We start from the raw sequence: 16968 nt of genomic DNA on the forward strand, positions 1-16968 counted from the left end.
GTGCTCCTGTGAAGGCTGGTGGTCGTTTTGCCCGAAACCGTTTCGTGACATCCATGCGTAGGCTGTCAGTGCGGCACCCTAAACTCGGTGAGCGATGAGCAGCCTCTTTGACGACAGCTTCCTGGCGGATCTCGGGCCTCCGGGCGAGGAGCCCCCGCCGCCCGAGGATTCCGCGCACCCGGATCCCGCCGGCGGTTCAGGCGGCGAGGACGTGCCGCACCACCTCTTCACCGGTGCGTTCGACGCACCGGTGTCGAGCGGGGGGCCCAGAGAGGCGTACTACCGGGACGGCGCGGCCCGCCCGGCCGTCGACCCGGCGGCGCTGCTGGAGGGGCTGAACGAGCAGCAGCGGGCCGCCGTGGAGCACACGGGCTCGCCGCTGCTGATCGTCGCGGGGGCCGGGTCCGGCAAGACCCGGGTGCTCACCCACCGCATCGCGTATCTGCTCGGCACCCGCCACGTGCACCCCGGGCAGATCCTCGCCATCACCTTCACCAACAAGGCGGCGGGGGAGATGAAGGAGCGGGTCGAGGAGCTGGTCGGCCCCCGGGCGAACGCGATGTGGGTGATGACGTTCCACAGCGCGTGCGTGCGCATCCTGCGCCGCGAGTCGAAGAAGCTGGGCTTCACCTCATCGTTCTCGATCTACGACGCCGCCGACTCGAAGCGGCTGATGGCGCTGGTGTGCCGGGATCTCGACCTGGACCCGAAGAAGTTCCCGCCGAAGTCGTTCAGCGCCAAGATCTCCAACCTGAAGAACGAGCTGATCGACGAGGAGACCTTCGCGGGGCAGGCGGCGGACGGCTTCGAGAAGACGCTCGCCGAGGCGTACGCGATGTACCAGTCGAGGCTGCGCGAGGCCAACGCCCTCGACTTCGACGACATCATCATGACCACGGTCAATCTGCTCCAGGCGTTCCCGGACGTCGCCGAGCACTACCGCCGCCGCTTCCGGCACGTCCTGGTCGACGAGTACCAGGACACCAACCACGCTCAGTACACGCTGGTGCGTGAGCTGGTGGGCACGGGCACGGATGAGCAGGGTGCCGGCGAGCTGTGCGTCGTGGGCGACGCCGACCAGTCGATCTACGCGTTCCGGGGCGCCACGATCCGTAACATCCTCCAGTTCGAGGAGGACTATCCGGACGCGCGGACGATCCTGCTGGAGCAGAACTACCGCTCCACCCAGACCATCCTGAGCGCGGCCAACGCCGTCATCGAGCGCAACGAGAACCGCCGCCCGAAAAACCTGTGGACCGAGGCCGGCACCGGCGCCACCATCACCGGCTACGTCGCCGACACCGAGCACGACGAGGCCCAGTTCGTCGCCGACGAGATCGACCGGCTGACGGACGCGGGGGACGCCAAGGCCGGGGACGTCGCGGTCTTCTACCGCACCAACGCCCAGTCCCGTGTCTTCGAGGAAGTCTTCATCCGGGTCGGGCTGCCGTACAAGGTCGTCGGCGGGGTCCGCTTCTACGAGCGCAAGGAGGTCCGCGACGTCCTCGCGTACCTGCGCGTGCTGGCCAACCCCGAGGACGCCGTACCGCTGCGCCGCATCATGAACGTGCCCAAGCGCGGTATCGGCGATCGCGCCGAAGCGATGATCGACGCGCTCGCGGCGCGCGAGAAGATCACCTTCCCGCAGGCGCTGCGCCGCGTCGACGAGGCGTACGGCATGGCGGCCCGCTCGGCGAACGCGGTCAAGCGGTTCAACGCGCTCATGGAGGAGCTGCGGACCATCGTGGAGTCGGGCGCGGGCCCGGCGACCGTCCTGGAGGCCGTGCTGGAGCGCACCGGCTATCTGGCGGAGCTGCAGGCGTCCACCGATCCGCAGGACGAGACCCGTATCGAAAACCTCCAGGAGCTGGCCTCGGTGGCCCTGGAGTTCGAGCAGGACCGGGGCGAGGAGAACCCCGGCACGCTCGCGGAGTTCCTGGAGCAGGTCGCGCTCGTCGCCGACTCCGACCAGATCCCCGACGAGGACGAGGAGGGCGCCGGGGTCATCACCCTGATGACGCTCCACACGGCCAAGGGGCTGGAGTTCCCTGTCGTCTTCCTCAGCGGCATGGAGGACGGGGTCTTCCCGCACATGCGCGCGCTCGGCCAGACCAAGGAGCTGGAGGAGGAGCGGCGGCTCGCGTACGTGGGGATCACGCGCGCCCGCGAGCGGCTGTATCTGTCCCGGTCGACGATGCGCAGCGCGTGGGGCCAGCCCGCGTACAACCCGCCGTCCCGCTTCCTTGAGGAGATCCCCGACCAGTACGTGCGGTGGCGGCGCACCGGGCCCGCGACCCCGTCGGCGTCGATGGGCGCCATGTCGGGGTCCGGGGCGGGCTCGGGGCTGTCGTCCGGGTTCTCGTCGTCGCGCTCGCGGGCTGGATCCTCTGCGTCCTCTGCGTCCGGTTTCGCGACGCGGCGGGCCAAGGACCGTCCGGTGGTCTCCCTGGCCATCGGGGACCGGGTGACGCACGACTCGTTCGGGCTCGGCACCGTGGTGGCGGTGAAGGGCACCGGGGACAACGCGGAGGCGACGATCGACTTCGGCGGTGAGAAGCCGAAGCGGCTGCTGCTGCGGTACGCGCCGGTCGAAAAGCTCTAGTTCCGGTTCCGGTTCCGGTTCCGGGGCAGGGCCGGTCGGTCAGTTGGGGTCGAGGCCGTGGCTGCGCAGCCACGGCTGCGGGTCCACGGCCGCCCCGCCGCCCGGATGCACCTCGAAGTGCAGGTGCGGGCCGGTGGAGTTGCCGGAATTGCCCGAGTAGGCCATGACGTCCCCGGCCTTGACCGTCCCGGAGCGGATCTTGGTGCTGCTGAGGTGGCAGTACCAGGTCTCCGTGCCGTCGGGAGCGGTCAATATGACCATGTTGCCGTAGGCGTCGTTCCACTGGGTGCGCACGGTGCCGTCGGTCGCCGCCATGACGGGCGTGCCCTGGCTGACCGGGAAGTCGATCCCGGTGTGCAGGGACATCCAGTTGATGCCCGCCTGGCCGAAGCCGGCGCTCAGCCCGTGCTGCGTGACCGGCAGCGCGAACTTCGGCCGCATCGCCTCCTTGCGCGCCGCCTCCTCCGCCTTGCGCTTCTTCTCGGCGGCCTGGCGCGCCTTGAGGTCGATCCGCTCCTGGGTGCGGCTGGCGCGCTCCCGGAAGTCGTTGACGCCGTCGTCGACCCCGGCGAGCCGGGTGTCCATCTCGCTGTTGGCGACGGAGGCCTTGACGGGCTGCGCGTCGGGGGCCGCCTGTGTGGTCGTGTCGTCCTTCGTGTCGCTGGACATGCCGCTCACGGAAGCGGCGGCCACGGCGGTGACGCCGAGCGCGCAGACGGACGGGACGGCGACGGTGAGGAGCGCGGAGCGCTTGGGGCGGGAGGGCGCGGTGCGGCGGCGGGCGCGGCCGCCGGAGCGGGTGGCGGTGGGGGGCGGTGTGATGTCGGCGGGGGGTTCGGGGTCGGGGTGGGGTTCCGGTTCCGCCTCGGCCACCGCTTCGAAGACCGCGGTCTGCGCGGTGTCCTCGGCGTGCGCGGTGTGCGCGGCGTGCTCGAAGGGTTCCGTCCCGTCGTCGTACTGCGGCTCGGCGTACTGCGTTTCGTCGACGGTGGCGTAGGCCGAGGTGTCCCAGAACTGGGTCTGCCCGGTGTCGACGCCGGAGGTGTCGTACGCGGCGTGCTGGCTGATGACCTCGTACTGCTCCGAGGCGTCGTACTGGCCCGTGTCGAAGTGGCCCGTATCGGCCTGTCCCGTATCGAACTGTCCGGTGGTGTCGTACTGCCCGGTGTCGTACTGGCCCGCGTCGAATTGCCCCGTGGTGTCGTACTGCCCGGTGTCGTACTGGCCCGTGTCGTACTGCCCCGTGGCGGCGTCGCCGTACTGCCCGGTGGTGTCGTACGCGCCCGTGTCCCACTGCTGGGACTGCGCGCCCCAGGCGTCGGCGTCCCAGTGGCCGCCGGTGTCGTCCTGCCGCTGCGTGGGTACGTCGGAGGGCGGCTGATGACCGGAGGCGGCCCACATCGCGGTGGTGTCGTAGGCGCCGGTGTCGTACGCGCCGCCGTCGCTCCACTGGTTCGCGTCGTACTGGCCGCTGTGCCCGCCGTTGGGGTCGCCGCCCTGGCCGTCCCCGTAGCCGCCGGGAAGGGAGCCGAAGAGAGGGTCGGGCTCGTCGTACGCGGCGAGGTTGGCGAAGCTGCCGGTGGGGTACCCGTCGTACCCGGCGTAACCGTGCGCTGTGTCCTGGTGCTGGCCGTAGGCCTCGTCGTAGGAATACGAGGCGTCTGGAGCGGGGACGGTCGGGGTTGCCCCCGACGGGTGACGGTCGTTCACCACCAACTTCTCTTTCGCCTAGGCTGCAGGAGAATTAGCGGCGACTGTACCCGGCGGTACGCGGAAGCGACAATCTTCAGCAAGTTTTGAGCAGCGCGGGAAAGGGCATTTGGACCTCTTTCGGTTGACTGTGCGCCCACTCTTGGCCCGGCGTTCGACGGTTGTTCGGCAATTTTCGGCCGTATCAAGCGACCGAGAAGGCACCCGAAGTGTCCGCCCGCGTGGCATCGGCGGCGTCCAGAGCCTCCCGGATCCCGGTGGCGACGGCCGAGCGGACCGGTAGGGCGAGATGTCCCACACCGCTGACCTTGATGTTGCGAAAGGTCAGATCCGGATGGTCTATGCGGGCGACTTCCGCCGGGATCATCAACTGATCCACATCACTCCAGAAAGAAACGAAACGCGTACGGCATTCGGGGGCAGGCTGCCTCAACTCCGTTATCACCTCGGAGTCCGGGCACATCTGGCGCACGAGCGGATGTGCGGACAACAAGGGCGCGACGCGGGTGCCGGAGTGCGGGGTGCCCAGCGTGACCAGGGAGTGCACTCGTGCGTCGCCGCCCAGCCGCTGGACGTAGTACCGCGCGATCAGCCCGCCCAGGCTGTGGCCCACGATGTCCACCTGACGGTGGCCGGTGCGGGCGCTGACGTCCTCCACGTGGCGGGCCAGCAGTGCGGCGGCGGTGCGGAGGTCGCAGGTCAGGGGGGAGTAGTTGAGGGCCTCGACATGCTGGCGGCCGTGGCGGAGGAGGGAGCGGCGCAGCAGCACGAAGACGGAACGGTTGTCGATGAAGCCGTGGAGGAGCAGCACGGGACGGTGCCCTCGGAGGTCGGGCGGGGGTGCGGCGGGCGGACGCTCCTGCCGGAGGCCGGTGGGGTAGAGGAGGAGATGCCCGGCGAGGATCGCCAGATCGAGAGCGAGGGCCCGGGCCCGCTTGTGCTGTGCGTAGACGAGGCCCACAACGACCGCCCCCTTGTGCCCGTGCGTCGGGGCGGCCGTGGCTGCGGCCGTGCCGTGGCAGACCGCGCCGCCGCACCGCGCCGCCATGCCCATGCCATGCCGCCGTCCATGCGGCTGCCGGGCGGCGCTGCGCGGTGCGACGGTCCCCGCTGCGGCTCCCCTTGGTGGTCGACCCGAGGTCGAAGACGTTCCGGGTGTGATTTCCCCCTCCCCGCGCATCGCGAAACTGCCGGGTAGGGGATGCTTGCGGGAAGCTGGAGATAACGTTCGTTCACGCGGATGTGCGCACTAGGGCTTGGAGGCTGCGATGGGTGTGACCGGTCCGATCCGTGTGGTGGTGGCCAAACCGGGGCTCGACGGCCATGACCGCGGCGCGAAGGTCATCGCGCGAGCGCTGCGCGACGCGGGCATGGAAGTCATCTACACCGGCCTCCACCAGACCCCCGAGCAGATCGTCGACACCGCGATCCAGGAGGACGCCGACGCGATCGGCCTCTCGATCCTCTCCGGTGCTCATATGACCCTGTTCGCCAAGGTGCTGGAGCTGCTGCGGGAGCGGGAGGCGGAGGACATCAAGGTCTTCGGCGGCGGCATCATCCCCGACGCGGACATCCCCCCGCTGAAGGAACAGGGCGTGGCGGAGATCTTCACCCCGGGCGCGACGACGACGTCGATCGTCGATTGGGTCCGCCAGAACGTCCGCCCCGTAGCCGCCTGACCCGCCGCGCCCGGCCGGCTCCTCGCCGCCTGGCGCCGCCCGGCTGGGGCCCGGGGCGGAGATCCGGTTTCGGGAAGGGGCGGGGCGGGGATCAGCCGCCGGCCAGTTCGGACCGCATGACCGCCCGCAACCTCAGCGTCCCCACCAACCGCTGGAACGCCTCCGACCAGTACCCACCGGCCCCCGGGGCCGCACCCTCCGGTTCGTCCGGGAGCGCGGTCAGCACCTCCAGGCGGTCCGCCTGGGCCGGGTCGAGGCAGCGCTCGGCCAGGCCCATGACCCCGCTGAAGCTCCACGGGTAGCTGCCCGCGTCCCGCGCGATGTCCAGCGCGTCCACGACCGCACTGCCCAGCGGCTCGGCCCACGGCACCGCGCACACCCCCAGCAGCCGGAACGCGTCGGACAGCCCGTGGGAGGCGATGAAGTCGGCGACCCACTGGGCCCGTTCCGCCACGGGCAGAGCGGACAGCAGCTTCGCCGGATCCCGCCAGGCCGCGGCGGCGGGAGGCGCGCCCGGGGTGCCGAGGAGCGCGCGGGACCACTCCGCGCTCCGCTGCCGCACGGCGGCCCGGCACCAGGCCGCGTGCAGGTCCGCCTTCCAGCCGTCCGCGACCGGCAGGGCCACGATCCGGTCCGCGCCCAGCCCCCCGAACCACTCGGACCAGCGGGCCAGCGGCGTGGCCTCCACCAGTTGGCTCAGCCACCAGGACCGTTCCCCCCGACCGGACGGCGGCTTGGGCACGACGCCGTCGCGCTGCATCCCGCTGTCGCACCGCGCGGGCGCGTCGACGGTGATCTGGCCGGTGTCCGGGGGCAGGGAGACGCAGCGCGCGGACCGCTCCGCCATCCGCGCGGCGAACGCGGAGTCGGGCAGCGCGGCCAGCAGTTCGGCGGCGGTCGCCCGGACGTTGCGGCTGCGGTCGGACAGCGCCTGCTCCAGGAAGGGTTCGTCGGAGGGCGCGAGGTCGTCGCGGAGCGAGTCCAGGAACATCAGCCGGTCTTCGGCCCGCTCCGTGGACCAGGTGCCGCTGAGCAGGGCCAGCCCGGCCGCCGGGTCGCGGTGGCGGGTCCGGGCCAGCAGCGACACCCGCTCGGCGAACAGCCCCTCCTCCCACTGCCGCCGCACCTCGGCGTCGGACGCGGCGGCCCCGCCCGGCCCGGACGCGGGCGCCGCGCCCCGCCCGGGTGGCCCGCCCCGCAGGGCGAACTTCCAGTCCGGGTTGAGCCGGGCGAGCCACAGCGCCCGGGGCCCGCCGAGGGTGAGCGCCTCGGGCCGCAGGTCGGTGCGGGCGCGGGCCGCGTCGAGCAGGGTGGGGAGCAGGGCGTCGGGCGCGCGGTAGCCGTACTGGTTGGCGAGGGCGAGCCACTGGGGCAGCAGCTCGGCCAGGTCGGGGGCGGAACGCGGCCCGCTGCGCCCGGGGGACGAGCGGTCGGCGAGCAGCATCGCCAGCCGGCTGCGGGCCGCGGGCGGGAGCGCCGGGCGCGGATCCTCGGGCGCGGGGTCCGGGCCCGGGCGGGCGGGGGCGGGACGCAGCCCGGCCCGCCGCCGTACGGTGCTGAGCGCGGCGGCGTCCAGCAGGGCGGCCGCCGCGTCCTGCCCGGGGCGCGCGGCGACGGGCGGGGTGCGGCGCTCGGTGCCGAGCAGGGCGGCGGCGACGAGGTCGTCCCACGCCGCGGGCGCGGTGCCGGCGCTGGTGCTGATACTGCTCAACGCGTGCCTCCGTACGACGTGGGGCCGCTGCCGATGGCGAGCGGGACGGGTTCCGGATCCCAGGTGGTGAGGGGTGTGATGCCGCGGTGCCCGCACGTGCCGAAGACGGTGACGGGGCGGCCGCCGGATATCGCGGTGAGCTGCCACAGGTTCGTACGGCCGAGGCACCTCGGGTCGACGGGGAGCGCGGTCCCGGCGGTCTCGTCCGCCAACTGCCATCCGTCGGCACCGGGGACGGGCGTGACGCCGGAGAGCACGACGGGCCAGCCCTCCAGCCAGGGGTCGGCGCTCAGCGCCTCGCCGTAGGCGGCGAGCGCCGCGTCGATACCGCCGCCGTCGGGCACCCAGGCGCCCGCCGGGGCTTCGGCGGCCGCGGCGGGCGGACAGCTGGTGCCCAGCGCGGCCCGGAGCGGACGCGTGCCCGGGTAGTAGACGAGGTCCGCGTCGAGCACCAGACCGGGCGGCAGCGCCGGATCGGGCGAGCGGCCCGCCGCACCGAAGGACAGCAGCAGCGCCATCCGGCCCGTGGTCCGGCCGCGGAGCCAGATCCGCCGGGTGGTGAGCTTGTCGTCCTCGCTGTCCTGACCGCCCAGGACGAGCCAGTGGTCCCGGACCGGCTGCCCGTGCGCGAGCAGTTCGGCCACCGGCGTCGTGACGCCGACCCGTGAGCGCGTGGTGGCGGCCAGCTCCTCCGGCAGGCTGTCGAGGTGGAGGAAGCCCTGGTTGAGGAGGTGCGTCAGGGCGCATTCCTCCAGCAGACGGGCGGGCCAGCCGGGACCGGAGGAGGGGATGGCGCCCAACTCCCGCACCCGTGCCCCAAGGCCGGGGGCCTGGGCGTCGACCATGCGGGCGGCCGTCTCGTCCCACGCCCCGTATCCGGCGCGGTCGGCCGTGGCCAGACCGCCGCGCAGCAGGTCCGCCAGCCGCTGCTCCAGCTCCGTGGCGCCCGCCGCGATGCGCCGGCCGCGCCGCTCGGCACGCCGCCGCACCGCCCCCGGATCGGCAACCCCGCCCGCGGTGCCCGCATCGCCCGTGCCCCTTGCGGCCCCCGCGCTGCCGGTGCCGCCCGACCGGCTGCCCCCGCCCCCGGCGGTCTCCGCGCTCCGTGCGCGCTCGCCGAGCCGCTGCTCGGTCCGCTCGGGCGGCTCCGAGCCCTGTGGCAGCACCTGTTCCGCCGTCCGGCGTTCCCCCTGCGGATTCATGTCTGCGACGGTACGGCCACCCACTGACAACCGTCGTGACCTGCGGCTCAGTTGACGCCGGGTCCGTTGTCAGTGGCGTGGTGCACAGTGAATGACGCGTCCGGGAGCGGAACGAGCAAACGAGTCGTGGGGGAGCTGTGACCGTCACTGTGTCCGGAACCAATTCACCTGAGATGACCCAGATTTCCGAGGGCCACGGAGCCGGCGAGGCCCCCGAGGCCCCCGAGGCCGCCGAGGTCCTCCGTCCGCACGCCGAGGACGCGTTCGCCGACGAGCTGAGCGCGCTGGTCGCCGCCGACGACCGCCCGCGCCCGGCCCGCTGGCGGCTGTCGCCGTGGGCCGTCGCCACGTATCTGCTCGGCGGCACGCTGCCGGACGGCACCGTGATCACACCCAAGTACGTGGGCCCGCGCCGCATCGTCGAGGTCGCCGTCACCACGCTCGCCACCGACCGCGCCCTGCTGCTGCTCGGCGTCCCCGGCACGGCCAAGACCTGGGTCTCGGAGCATCTGGCGGCGGCGGTCAGCGGCGATTCGACGCTGCTGGTCCAGGGCACGGCCGGGACGCCCGAGGAAGCCATCCGCTACGGCTGGGACTATGCCCGGCTCCTCGCCCACGGCCCCAGCCGCGACGCGCTCGTCCCGAGCCCCGTGATGCGGGCGATGGCGGACGGCATGACCGCGCGCGTGGAGGAGCTGACGCGCATCCCGGCCGATGTGCAGGACACCCTGATCACCGTTCTGTCCGAGAAGATCCTTCCGATTCCCGAGCTGGGGGAGGAGGTCCAGGCGGTCCGCGGCTTCAACCTCATCGCCACCGCCAACGACCGCGACCGCGGCGTCAACGAGCTGTCCAGCGCGCTGCGCCGCCGTTTCAACACGGTGGTGCTGCCGCTGCCCGCCACCCCGGAGGACGAGGTCGACATCGTCGCCCGCCGCGTCGCCCAGATCGGCCGCTCGCTGGACCTCCCCGAGGCCCCGGCGGGTGTGGACGAGATCCGCCGCGTCGTCACGGTCTTCCGCGAGCTGCGCGAAGGGGTGACCGAAGATGGCCGTACGAAGCTCAAGTCGCCCTCCGGCACCCTGTCGACGGCGGAGGCCATCTCCGTGGTGACGAACGGGCTGGCGCTCGCCGCCCACTTCGGCGACGGTGTGCTGAGGGCCGGTGACGTGGCGGCGGGCATCCTGGGCGCGGTGGTCCGCGACCCGGCCCCCGACCGCGTCGTCTGGCAGGAGTACCTGGAGGCCGTCGTCCGCGAGCGGGACGGGTGGAAGGACTTCTACCGCGCGTGCCGAGAGGTGAGCGCGTGACGGCTGCGGAGCTGGTGGCGGCCCCCGGAGGCGGTGGGGCCGCGGGGGCCGTCGTGCCGGAGTGGCCGCTGTTGCTGGGGGTGCGGCACCACGGCCCCGGGTCGGCGCGGGCCGTGCGGGCGGCGCTCGACGAGAGCGAGCCCGGCGTCGTGCTCATCGAGGGCCCGCCGGAGGCGGACGCGCTGGTGCACCTCGCCGCCGACGAGGGCATGCGCCCGCCCGTCGCGCTGCTCGCGCATGTGGCGAACGACCCGGGGCGCGCCGGGTTCTGGCCGATGGCCGGGTTCTCGCCGGAGTGGGCGGCCATCCAGTGGGCGCTGGCCCGCGACGTGCCCGTGCGGTTCATCGACCTCCCGGCCGCGCACTCCCTGGCCATGACGGCGAAGGACGATGCCCGTCCATCGGGCGATCCGGCCGGACCGGCCGAGCGGGTGCGCGTCGATCCGCTCGCCGTCCTCGCCGAGGCAGCCGGGTACGAGGACCCGGAGCGCTGGTGGGAGGACGTCGTCGAGCACCGCGGCGCCGGCGGGACCGCGGCGTTCGCCGCCGTCGCCGAGGCCATGGGGGAGCTGCGGTCCGCGTACGGGCACGGCGGGCACGAGGACGACGCCGTCCGGGAGGCCCATATGCGGGTGCGGATGCACGCGGCGCGGCGGGAGTTCGGGGAGGCGGTCGCCGTCGTGTGCGGGGCCTGGCACGTACCGGCGCTGGCCGCCCGCCCCACGGTGACCGCCGACCGGCAGCTGCTCAAGGGGCTGCCGAAGGTCAAGGCCGAGATCAGCTGGGTGCCCTGGACGCACCGCAGGCTGGCACGGCACAGCGGCTACGGGGCGGGGATCGCCTCGCCCGGCTGGTACAGCCATCTCTTCCACGCCCCGGACCGGCCCCTGGAGCGCTGGCTGACCAAGGTCGCCGGGCTGCTCCGGGACGAGGACTTCGCGGTGTCGTCCGCGCATGTCATCGAGGCCGTGCGGCTCGCCGAAACGCTCGCAGCGCTGCGCGGCCGCCCGCTCGCCGGGCTCGCCGAGACCACCGATGCCGTGCGGGCCGTCATGTGCGAGGGCTCGGACGTGCCGCTCGCGCTCGTGCGGGACCGGCTCGTGGTCGGGGACGTGCTGGGCGAGGTTCCCGCGTCGGCCCCCGCCGTACCGCTCCAGCGGGATCTGCGGAGCACCCAGCGCTCGCTGCGGCTGGCGCCCGAGGCCGTGGAGCGGGAGCTGGAGCTGGACCTGCGCAAGGAGAGGGACGCGGCGCGCGGCCGGCTGCTGCACCGGCTGCGGCTGCTGGGGATCGACTGGGGCACCCCGGCGGCCTCGCGCGGCAGCACCGGCACGTTTCGCGAGACCTGGCGGCTGCGCTGGGAGCCGGAGTTGGCGGTGCGGGTCGCGGAGGCGGGGGTGTGGGGCACCACCGTGCTGACGGCGGCCACCGCCAGGGCCGAGTCCGAGGCGCTGGGCGCCACGGCCCTCGCCGAGGTCACCGAGCTGGCCGAGCGCTGTCTGCTGGCCGCGCTCCCCGACGCCCTCCCCGTGGTGATGCGCGCGCTCGCCGACCGCGCCGCGCTCGACGCCGACGTGGGCCACCTCGCGCAGGCGCTGCCCGCCCTGGTGCGGTCCGTGCGGTACGGGGACGTGCGCGGCACCGACACGGCGGCGCTCGGCGAGGTCGCCGCGGGCCTGGCCGAGCGGATCCTGGTGGGGCTCCCGCCCGCCTGTGTGGGGCTCGACGCGGACGGCGCCGCCGACATGCTCGGCCACCTGGAGGCCGTGCACCGGGCGGTCGGCCTCCTGCCGGAGCCCACCCCGAGCGGGCGGCCGGCCGATGACTCGCTGCGGACGCGCTGGGCGGGTGTGCTGCTCGTCATCGCCGGGCGGGACGGCACCCCCGCCACCCCGGGGCTGCTCCGCGGCCGGGCCGCGCGCCTGCTGCTGGACGACGGGCGGCTCGCCGAGGACGAGGCGGCCCGGCTCATGCGGCTCGCGCTCTCGCCCGGCACCGCACCACCCGAAGCGGCCTCCTGGATCGAGGGGTTCATCGGCGGCGGCGCGGGCGGCGGCCTGCTGCTCGTCCACGACGAACGGCTGCTCGGCCTGATCGACGGCTGGCTCACCTCCGTACCCGCCGGGGCGTTCACGGACGTCCTGCCGCTGCTGCGGCGCACCTTCTCCGCGTACGACTCGGGCGTCCGCCGCACCCTGGGCGAGCTGGTCCGGCGCGGCCCCGGGCCCGCGGCCGGTGAGCCGGGCGCCATGGGCGGCGAGGCGGCCCCCGCGGCGCCCGGCTTCGGCCCCGGGCTCGACGCGGAGCGTGCGGCCGCCGTCGTACCGACGGTGCGGCTGCTGCTCGGCCTGGAACCCGGCCCCGGTCCTGACCCCGGCCCCGGCCCCGACTCTGGCCCCGGCCCCGACTCTGGCCCCGACTCTGGCCCTGGCCCTGGCCCCGGCCCCGGCCCCGGTCCTGGCCCTGGCCCTGGCCCCGGCCCCGGCCCCGGCCCCGGTCCTGGCCCCGGCCCCGGTCCTGGCCCCGGCCCCGGTCCTGGCCCCGGCCCCGGTCCTGGCCCCGGCCCCGACGACACCGCGGAGGCGGCCCGATGACGGAAGACCCGGAGATCACCCCGGACATCAACACGGACACCGGCACGGACGCGGGGGACGAGCGGCTGCGGCGCTGGCGGCTGGTGCTCGGCGGGCAGGGCGGCGACGGCACCGGCCGCGCCCTGAGCGGGACCGACGCCGCCATGGACCGTACGCTCGAAGCGCTCTACGGCTCCGGCGGCGGCGGGGACGGCCCCGCGGGTCCGGGCGGAGGCAGCGGCGGCCCGGCGGGCGGCGGTGCCTCACGCTCGGCCGGGCTCGGCGGCTCCGCGCCCCAAGTGGCGCGCTGGCTCGGCGACATCCGTACGTACTTCCCGACCTCCGTCGTCCAGGTCATGCAGCGCGACGCCATCGACCGGCTCGGCCTGTCGGCGCTGCTGCTGGAGCCGGAGATGCTGGAGGCCGTGGAGGCGGACGTGCACCTGGTGGGCACCCTGCTCTCGCTCAACCAGGCGATGCCGGAGACCACCAGGACCACGGCGCGAGCCGTCGTCCGCAAGGTCGTCGAGGATCTGGAGAAGCGGCTCGCGACCCGCACCCGCGCGACCCTCACCGGCGCGCTCGACCGCTCGGCCCGGGTCGGCCGCCCCCGCCACCGGGACATCGACTGGGACCGCACCATCCGCGCCAACCTCAAGAACTACCTCCCCGAGTACCGCACGGTGGTTCCCGAGCGGCTGGTGGGTTACGGGCGGGCGGCGCGCGGGGTGAAGAAGGACGTCATCCTGTGCGTCGACCAGTCGGGGTCGATGGCCGCGTCTGTGGTGTACGCCTCCGTCTTCGGCGCCGTGCTCGCCTCGATGCGGTCGATCGCCACCCGGCTCGTCGTCTTCGACACCGCCGTCGTGGACCTGACCGACGAGCTGGACGATCCGGTGGACGTCCTGTTCGGCACCCGGCTCGGCGGCGGCACCGACATCAACCGCGCGCTCGCGTACTGCCAGGCGCGGATCACCCGGCCCGCGGACACCGTCGTCGTGCTGATCAGCGACCTCTACGAGGGCGGCATACGCGACGAGATGCTGGGCCGGATCGCCGCGATGAAGGCGTCAGGGGTGCGGTTCGTGGCGCTGCTCGCGCTGTCCGACGAGGGGGCGCCGAGTTACGACCGGGAGCACGCGGCGGCGCTCGCCGCGCTCGGCGCACCCGCCTTCGCCTGCACCCCCGATCTCTTCCCGGAGGTGATGGCGGCGGCGATCGAACGGCGCCAACTGCCGATACCGGACATGGCGATGCATCAGTGACCATCAGCGGCCCAGGGCTTGCGCGGCCCCCTGTGGGTCATGCAAGGATCACTCCCGTCGCCAGGACGTGAATGTGCCCGTCCGCTTGGCGCCCCGCCTGATGTCCGTACCAGGGAAGGCCCCCTTTTGTCTGCCGTGTTCGCTGTGCCTGCCGCTGTGCGCCTGCCGCGCACCGTGGCCGCGCGGCGGGCGCTGACGGCGGCGCTGTTCCTCGGGGGCTTCCTGGCACTGGCGTTCCTCTTCGGTGGCAGCGCCCACGCGGCGGAAACGGAAGGCCTCACGGGATCGGTGGCGGGCCGCCAGGCCCAGGCACCGGACCTGCTCGGCTCCTCGTCCGCCGCTGAGACCTCCGCCACGGAGAATACCGAGAAGGACAGCGCCGAGAAGGACAGCGCCGGGCAGGCCGACACCACCGCGAAGCCGGTGGCGAAGCACTCTCCGGCCAAGGCGGTCAGGACCGCGGACACCGCGGCGCGCAAGGCGGTGCACACCGCCACCGACACCGTCCGCGAGACGGTGGAACCGGTGCGCGAGCCGGTCGAGCGGCAGGCGCGACAGGTCACCGACCCCGTCGATGACCTGGTCGAGGACGCCACGGGCACGAAGCTTCCGGTGCGGCTGTCCGAGGTCGGCGACGCGAGTTTCGGCGCCTTGGGCCACGCCTTCGGTGCCGCGCCGGGCCACGGCCCGGTGGCCAACGGCACCGACGAGAACCACCCGGCCCGGCCCGCAGCGGCCCCGCTGGGGCCCGACACGGCGACCTCGGCCGCCACCGCGCCGCGTACCGCCGGCCCGCACGACCACGGTCACGGCACCGTCGTCCGGGCGGCCGACGGCGCGGACCAGGGCGAGGGCGCCCCGGCGCCGCTGCCCGTCCCGCGGTCCCCATTCGGGACCCTCACCCAGTGCACCGGCGACAGCGGCGCTCCCCGTGGCGGGAACACCCACGCCGCTCTGCCGCCGTCCGACGCCGCGCACTTCGGGCTCGCGCCCGGCGCGGTCCGTGCGGACAGCTCGGCGCCGACGCGCCAGCGGTACAACGAAGTCCTCGAATTCCCCGGCTAGGGCAGACCACCCCCGTCTGCACAAGACCTGCCGCGCGGGGGCGGGTCAGGTCTGCCCGTTCGCTCATCCTCCTGAATTCGAAGGACTTCCTCCACCATGCGCAACAACGTTCGCCGCTCCATCCTCGTCGCCGCCGCCGCCACCGGTATCTGGGCCCTCGGCTCCGCCGCCGCCAACGCCGCCGAGACCCCGAGCGTCCCCTCCACCGACAGCGTCACCAGCACGGTGGGCGGCGTCACCCAGAAGGTCACGGACACGACCGGCAAGGTCACCGACACGGTTGACGGTGCGACCGGCGATGTGGCCGACACGTCCAAGGTGAACGACACCGCGAAGAAGACGGTGGACGGCGTGACCGGGACCGTCAACGACACCGTCGACGGTGCCGCCAAGGGCCAGCTGCCGGACCTCTCCAAGACCACCCGCGACGTGACCGGGGGCGCGCTCGACGGCGTGACCCGTGACGCCAAGCCGGGCAAGGTCGTCAAGAAGGCGCACCACGCCGTGAAGTCCGTCCAGAAGGCCGCCGACGTCGACCTGCCCACCGGCGAGGTGCCCGGCGTCGTTCCGCACCTGCCCGGCCTCGGCTCGCTGCCGGTCAACGGCTCCTCGCTGCCCGCCGCCGCCCCGGTGCCGTCCGTCAAGGGCCTCCCGGCCGAGGTGCCCGCCCAGCTCCCGACCGCCCCGACGCTGCCCGCCGCCCCCGGCGCCGCCGACAACCTGCTCGCCTCGCTCTCCGGCGCGGGCGTCCGCCCGGAGGAGCTGACCGGTAAGGCCAAGTGCATCGTGGGCATCGCCAAGCCGGTCGTGAACGGCGTCGCCGACGACGTGCTGCCGCCCGTCGTGAACCGCGTCGTGGTCCAGGTCGTCCCCGTCGCGCAGGGCACCCTGGACGACGCGGGCGTGCTGACCGGTGACGCCGCGGGCAAGACCGTTCCGTACGTCGGCTACGTGGTCGGCAGCGCGCAGGGCTACACGCTGGGCACCGCCAGCAACGTGCTCCCGCTCGCGCAGGACACCGTCGCCAACGCCGTGCCGTTCGTGCAGGGCACCGTCGCCAACGCCGTGCCGGTCGTCCAGAACACGGTCAACAACACGGTTCCGTTCGCCGCCGACCTGGCCACCACCACGGTTCCGTTCGCGCTGGACCTGACCGGCTCCGTGGCCACGAACGCGCAGGGCACCGCGGTGAACACCGTGGCCCGTGTGCAGAGCCTGCTCCCGGTGGCCCCGATCGACCTGACCGACGCCGCCAACATCCCGGCGCTCCCGGCCCTGCCGCAGGTCCCGGCCGCCCCCCTGCCCACCGTCCCGGCGCAGCTCCCGGCCGCCACCCTGCCGACCGACCTGCCGCAGGTCCCGGCCCAGCTCCCGACCGACGTGCCGAACGTTCCGGCTGACCTGCCCACCGTCCCGGCCGCCACCCTGCCCACCGACCTGCCGCAGGTCCCGGCCGCCACCCTGCCGACCGACCTGCCCACCGTCCCGGCTGCCACCCTGCCGACCGTCCCGGCGCAGCTCCCGGCCGACCTGCCCACCAACCTGCCGGGCGCCGCGGGCACCCTCCCGGCCGTCTGATGACCCGGGCCGCATAACCGCCGCGTACGGCGGCGCCGACTCCGCCGTACGCAGCCGCTTCATCTGATCGCGGGCAGTCCTCGTTGGGGAGGGGACTGCCCGCTTTTGGTTGCGAGATAGGTGGGTACGGTCGCGATCTGTGACCGTAATCACCGCTCCAGTGTGATCTGCGATTTAGGGGCACAGGTCTCGCGGTTATAACCTGCGAGGCGGACATGCCGCGTACCCGGCGCACGTGTGCCGCCCTCGTTATAGATCGCGTCCTCACGCTGG

Annotated in this window: 11 protein-coding genes; 7 read left to right on the forward strand and 4 right to left on the reverse strand. The window is 73.8% G+C overall.

Features of this window, described 5'->3' with window-relative positions:
* The first annotated feature begins 94 nt into the window (after window positions 1-94).
* Complete coding sequence (gene pcrA / locus ASC60_RS04385) at window positions 95-2602, forward strand: DNA helicase PcrA (protein ID WP_055546763.1); 2508 nt, start codon at window positions 95-97, stop codon at window positions 2600-2602.
* Window positions 2603-2641: 39 nt separating this feature from the next.
* On the opposite strand, the gene ASC60_RS04390 is transcribed toward pcrA, so the two are convergent.
* A complete protein-coding gene (locus ASC60_RS04390) occupies window positions 2642-4312 on the reverse strand; it encodes a M23 family metallopeptidase (protein ID WP_063787073.1) in 1671 nt (556 codons plus the stop codon).
* A 184-nt stretch (window positions 4313-4496) separates the two neighbouring features.
* Window positions 4497-5360 carry a triacylglycerol lipase gene (locus ASC60_RS04395; RefSeq protein ID WP_079038189.1) on the reverse strand — a complete coding sequence of 288 codons (864 nt, stop codon included), beginning with the start codon at window positions 5358-5360 and terminating at the stop codon, window positions 4497-4499.
* A gap of 220 nt (window positions 5361-5580) precedes the next feature.
* Here ASC60_RS04395 and ASC60_RS04400 point away from each other — a divergent pair, with 220 nt between their 5' ends.
* Window positions 5581-5991 carry a cobalamin B12-binding domain-containing protein gene (locus ASC60_RS04400; RefSeq protein WP_055546766.1) on the forward strand — a complete coding sequence of 137 codons (411 nt, stop codon included), beginning with the start codon at window positions 5581-5583 and terminating at the stop codon, window positions 5989-5991.
* Window positions 5992-6082: 91 nt separating this feature from the next.
* On the opposite strand, the gene ASC60_RS04405 is transcribed toward ASC60_RS04400, so the two are convergent.
* Together ASC60_RS04405 and ASC60_RS04410 are read right to left on the reverse strand one after the other, a co-directional pair.
* Window positions 6083-7702, reverse strand: a complete 1620-nt coding sequence (locus ASC60_RS04405; RefSeq protein WP_107096975.1) for a DUF5691 domain-containing protein — start codon at window positions 7700-7702, stop codon at window positions 6083-6085.
* Window positions 7699-8904 (reverse strand): hypothetical protein, encoded by a 1206-nt coding sequence (locus ASC60_RS04410; protein WP_234356772.1) that lies wholly within the window; start codon window positions 8902-8904, stop codon window positions 7699-7701. Before ASC60_RS04410 ends, ASC60_RS04405 begins: the two co-directional genes overlap by 4 nt.
* Window positions 8905-9077: 173 nt before the next feature.
* Between ASC60_RS04410 and ASC60_RS04415 the strand changes: the two genes are divergently transcribed.
* The 5 genes from ASC60_RS04415 to ASC60_RS04435 all read left to right on the forward strand — a co-directional run bounded on the left by ASC60_RS04415 (window position 9078) and on the right by ASC60_RS04435 (window position 16695).
* Window positions 9078-10214, forward strand: a complete 1137-nt coding sequence (locus ASC60_RS04415; RefSeq protein WP_055546770.1) for an AAA family ATPase — start codon at window positions 9078-9080, stop codon at window positions 10212-10214.
* An 11-nt stretch (window positions 10215-10225) separates the two neighbouring features.
* A complete protein-coding gene (locus tag ASC60_RS04420) occupies window positions 10226-12808 on the forward strand; it encodes a DUF5682 family protein (RefSeq protein WP_370592885.1) in 2583 nt (860 codons plus the stop codon).
* Window positions 12805-14052 (forward strand): VWA domain-containing protein, encoded by a 1248-nt coding sequence (locus ASC60_RS04425; protein WP_055546773.1) that lies wholly within the window; start codon window positions 12805-12807, stop codon window positions 14050-14052. The genes ASC60_RS04420 and ASC60_RS04425 overlap by 4 nt, the downstream gene beginning before the upstream one ends.
* Window positions 14053-14196: 144 nt before the next feature.
* Window positions 14197-15117, forward strand: a complete 921-nt coding sequence (locus ASC60_RS04430; RefSeq protein ID WP_159043199.1) for a hypothetical protein — start codon at window positions 14197-14199, stop codon at window positions 15115-15117.
* A 96-nt stretch (window positions 15118-15213) separates the two neighbouring features.
* A complete protein-coding gene (locus tag ASC60_RS04435) occupies window positions 15214-16695 on the forward strand; it encodes a hypothetical protein (RefSeq protein WP_055546777.1) in 1482 nt (493 codons plus the stop codon).
* The last annotated feature ends 273 nt before the right edge of the window (window positions 16696-16968 follow it).

It is taken from the genome of Streptomyces sp. NBRC 110028 (assembly GCF_001417735.1).
Taxonomy (GTDB): domain Bacteria; phylum Actinomycetota; class Actinomycetes; order Streptomycetales; family Streptomycetaceae; genus Streptomyces.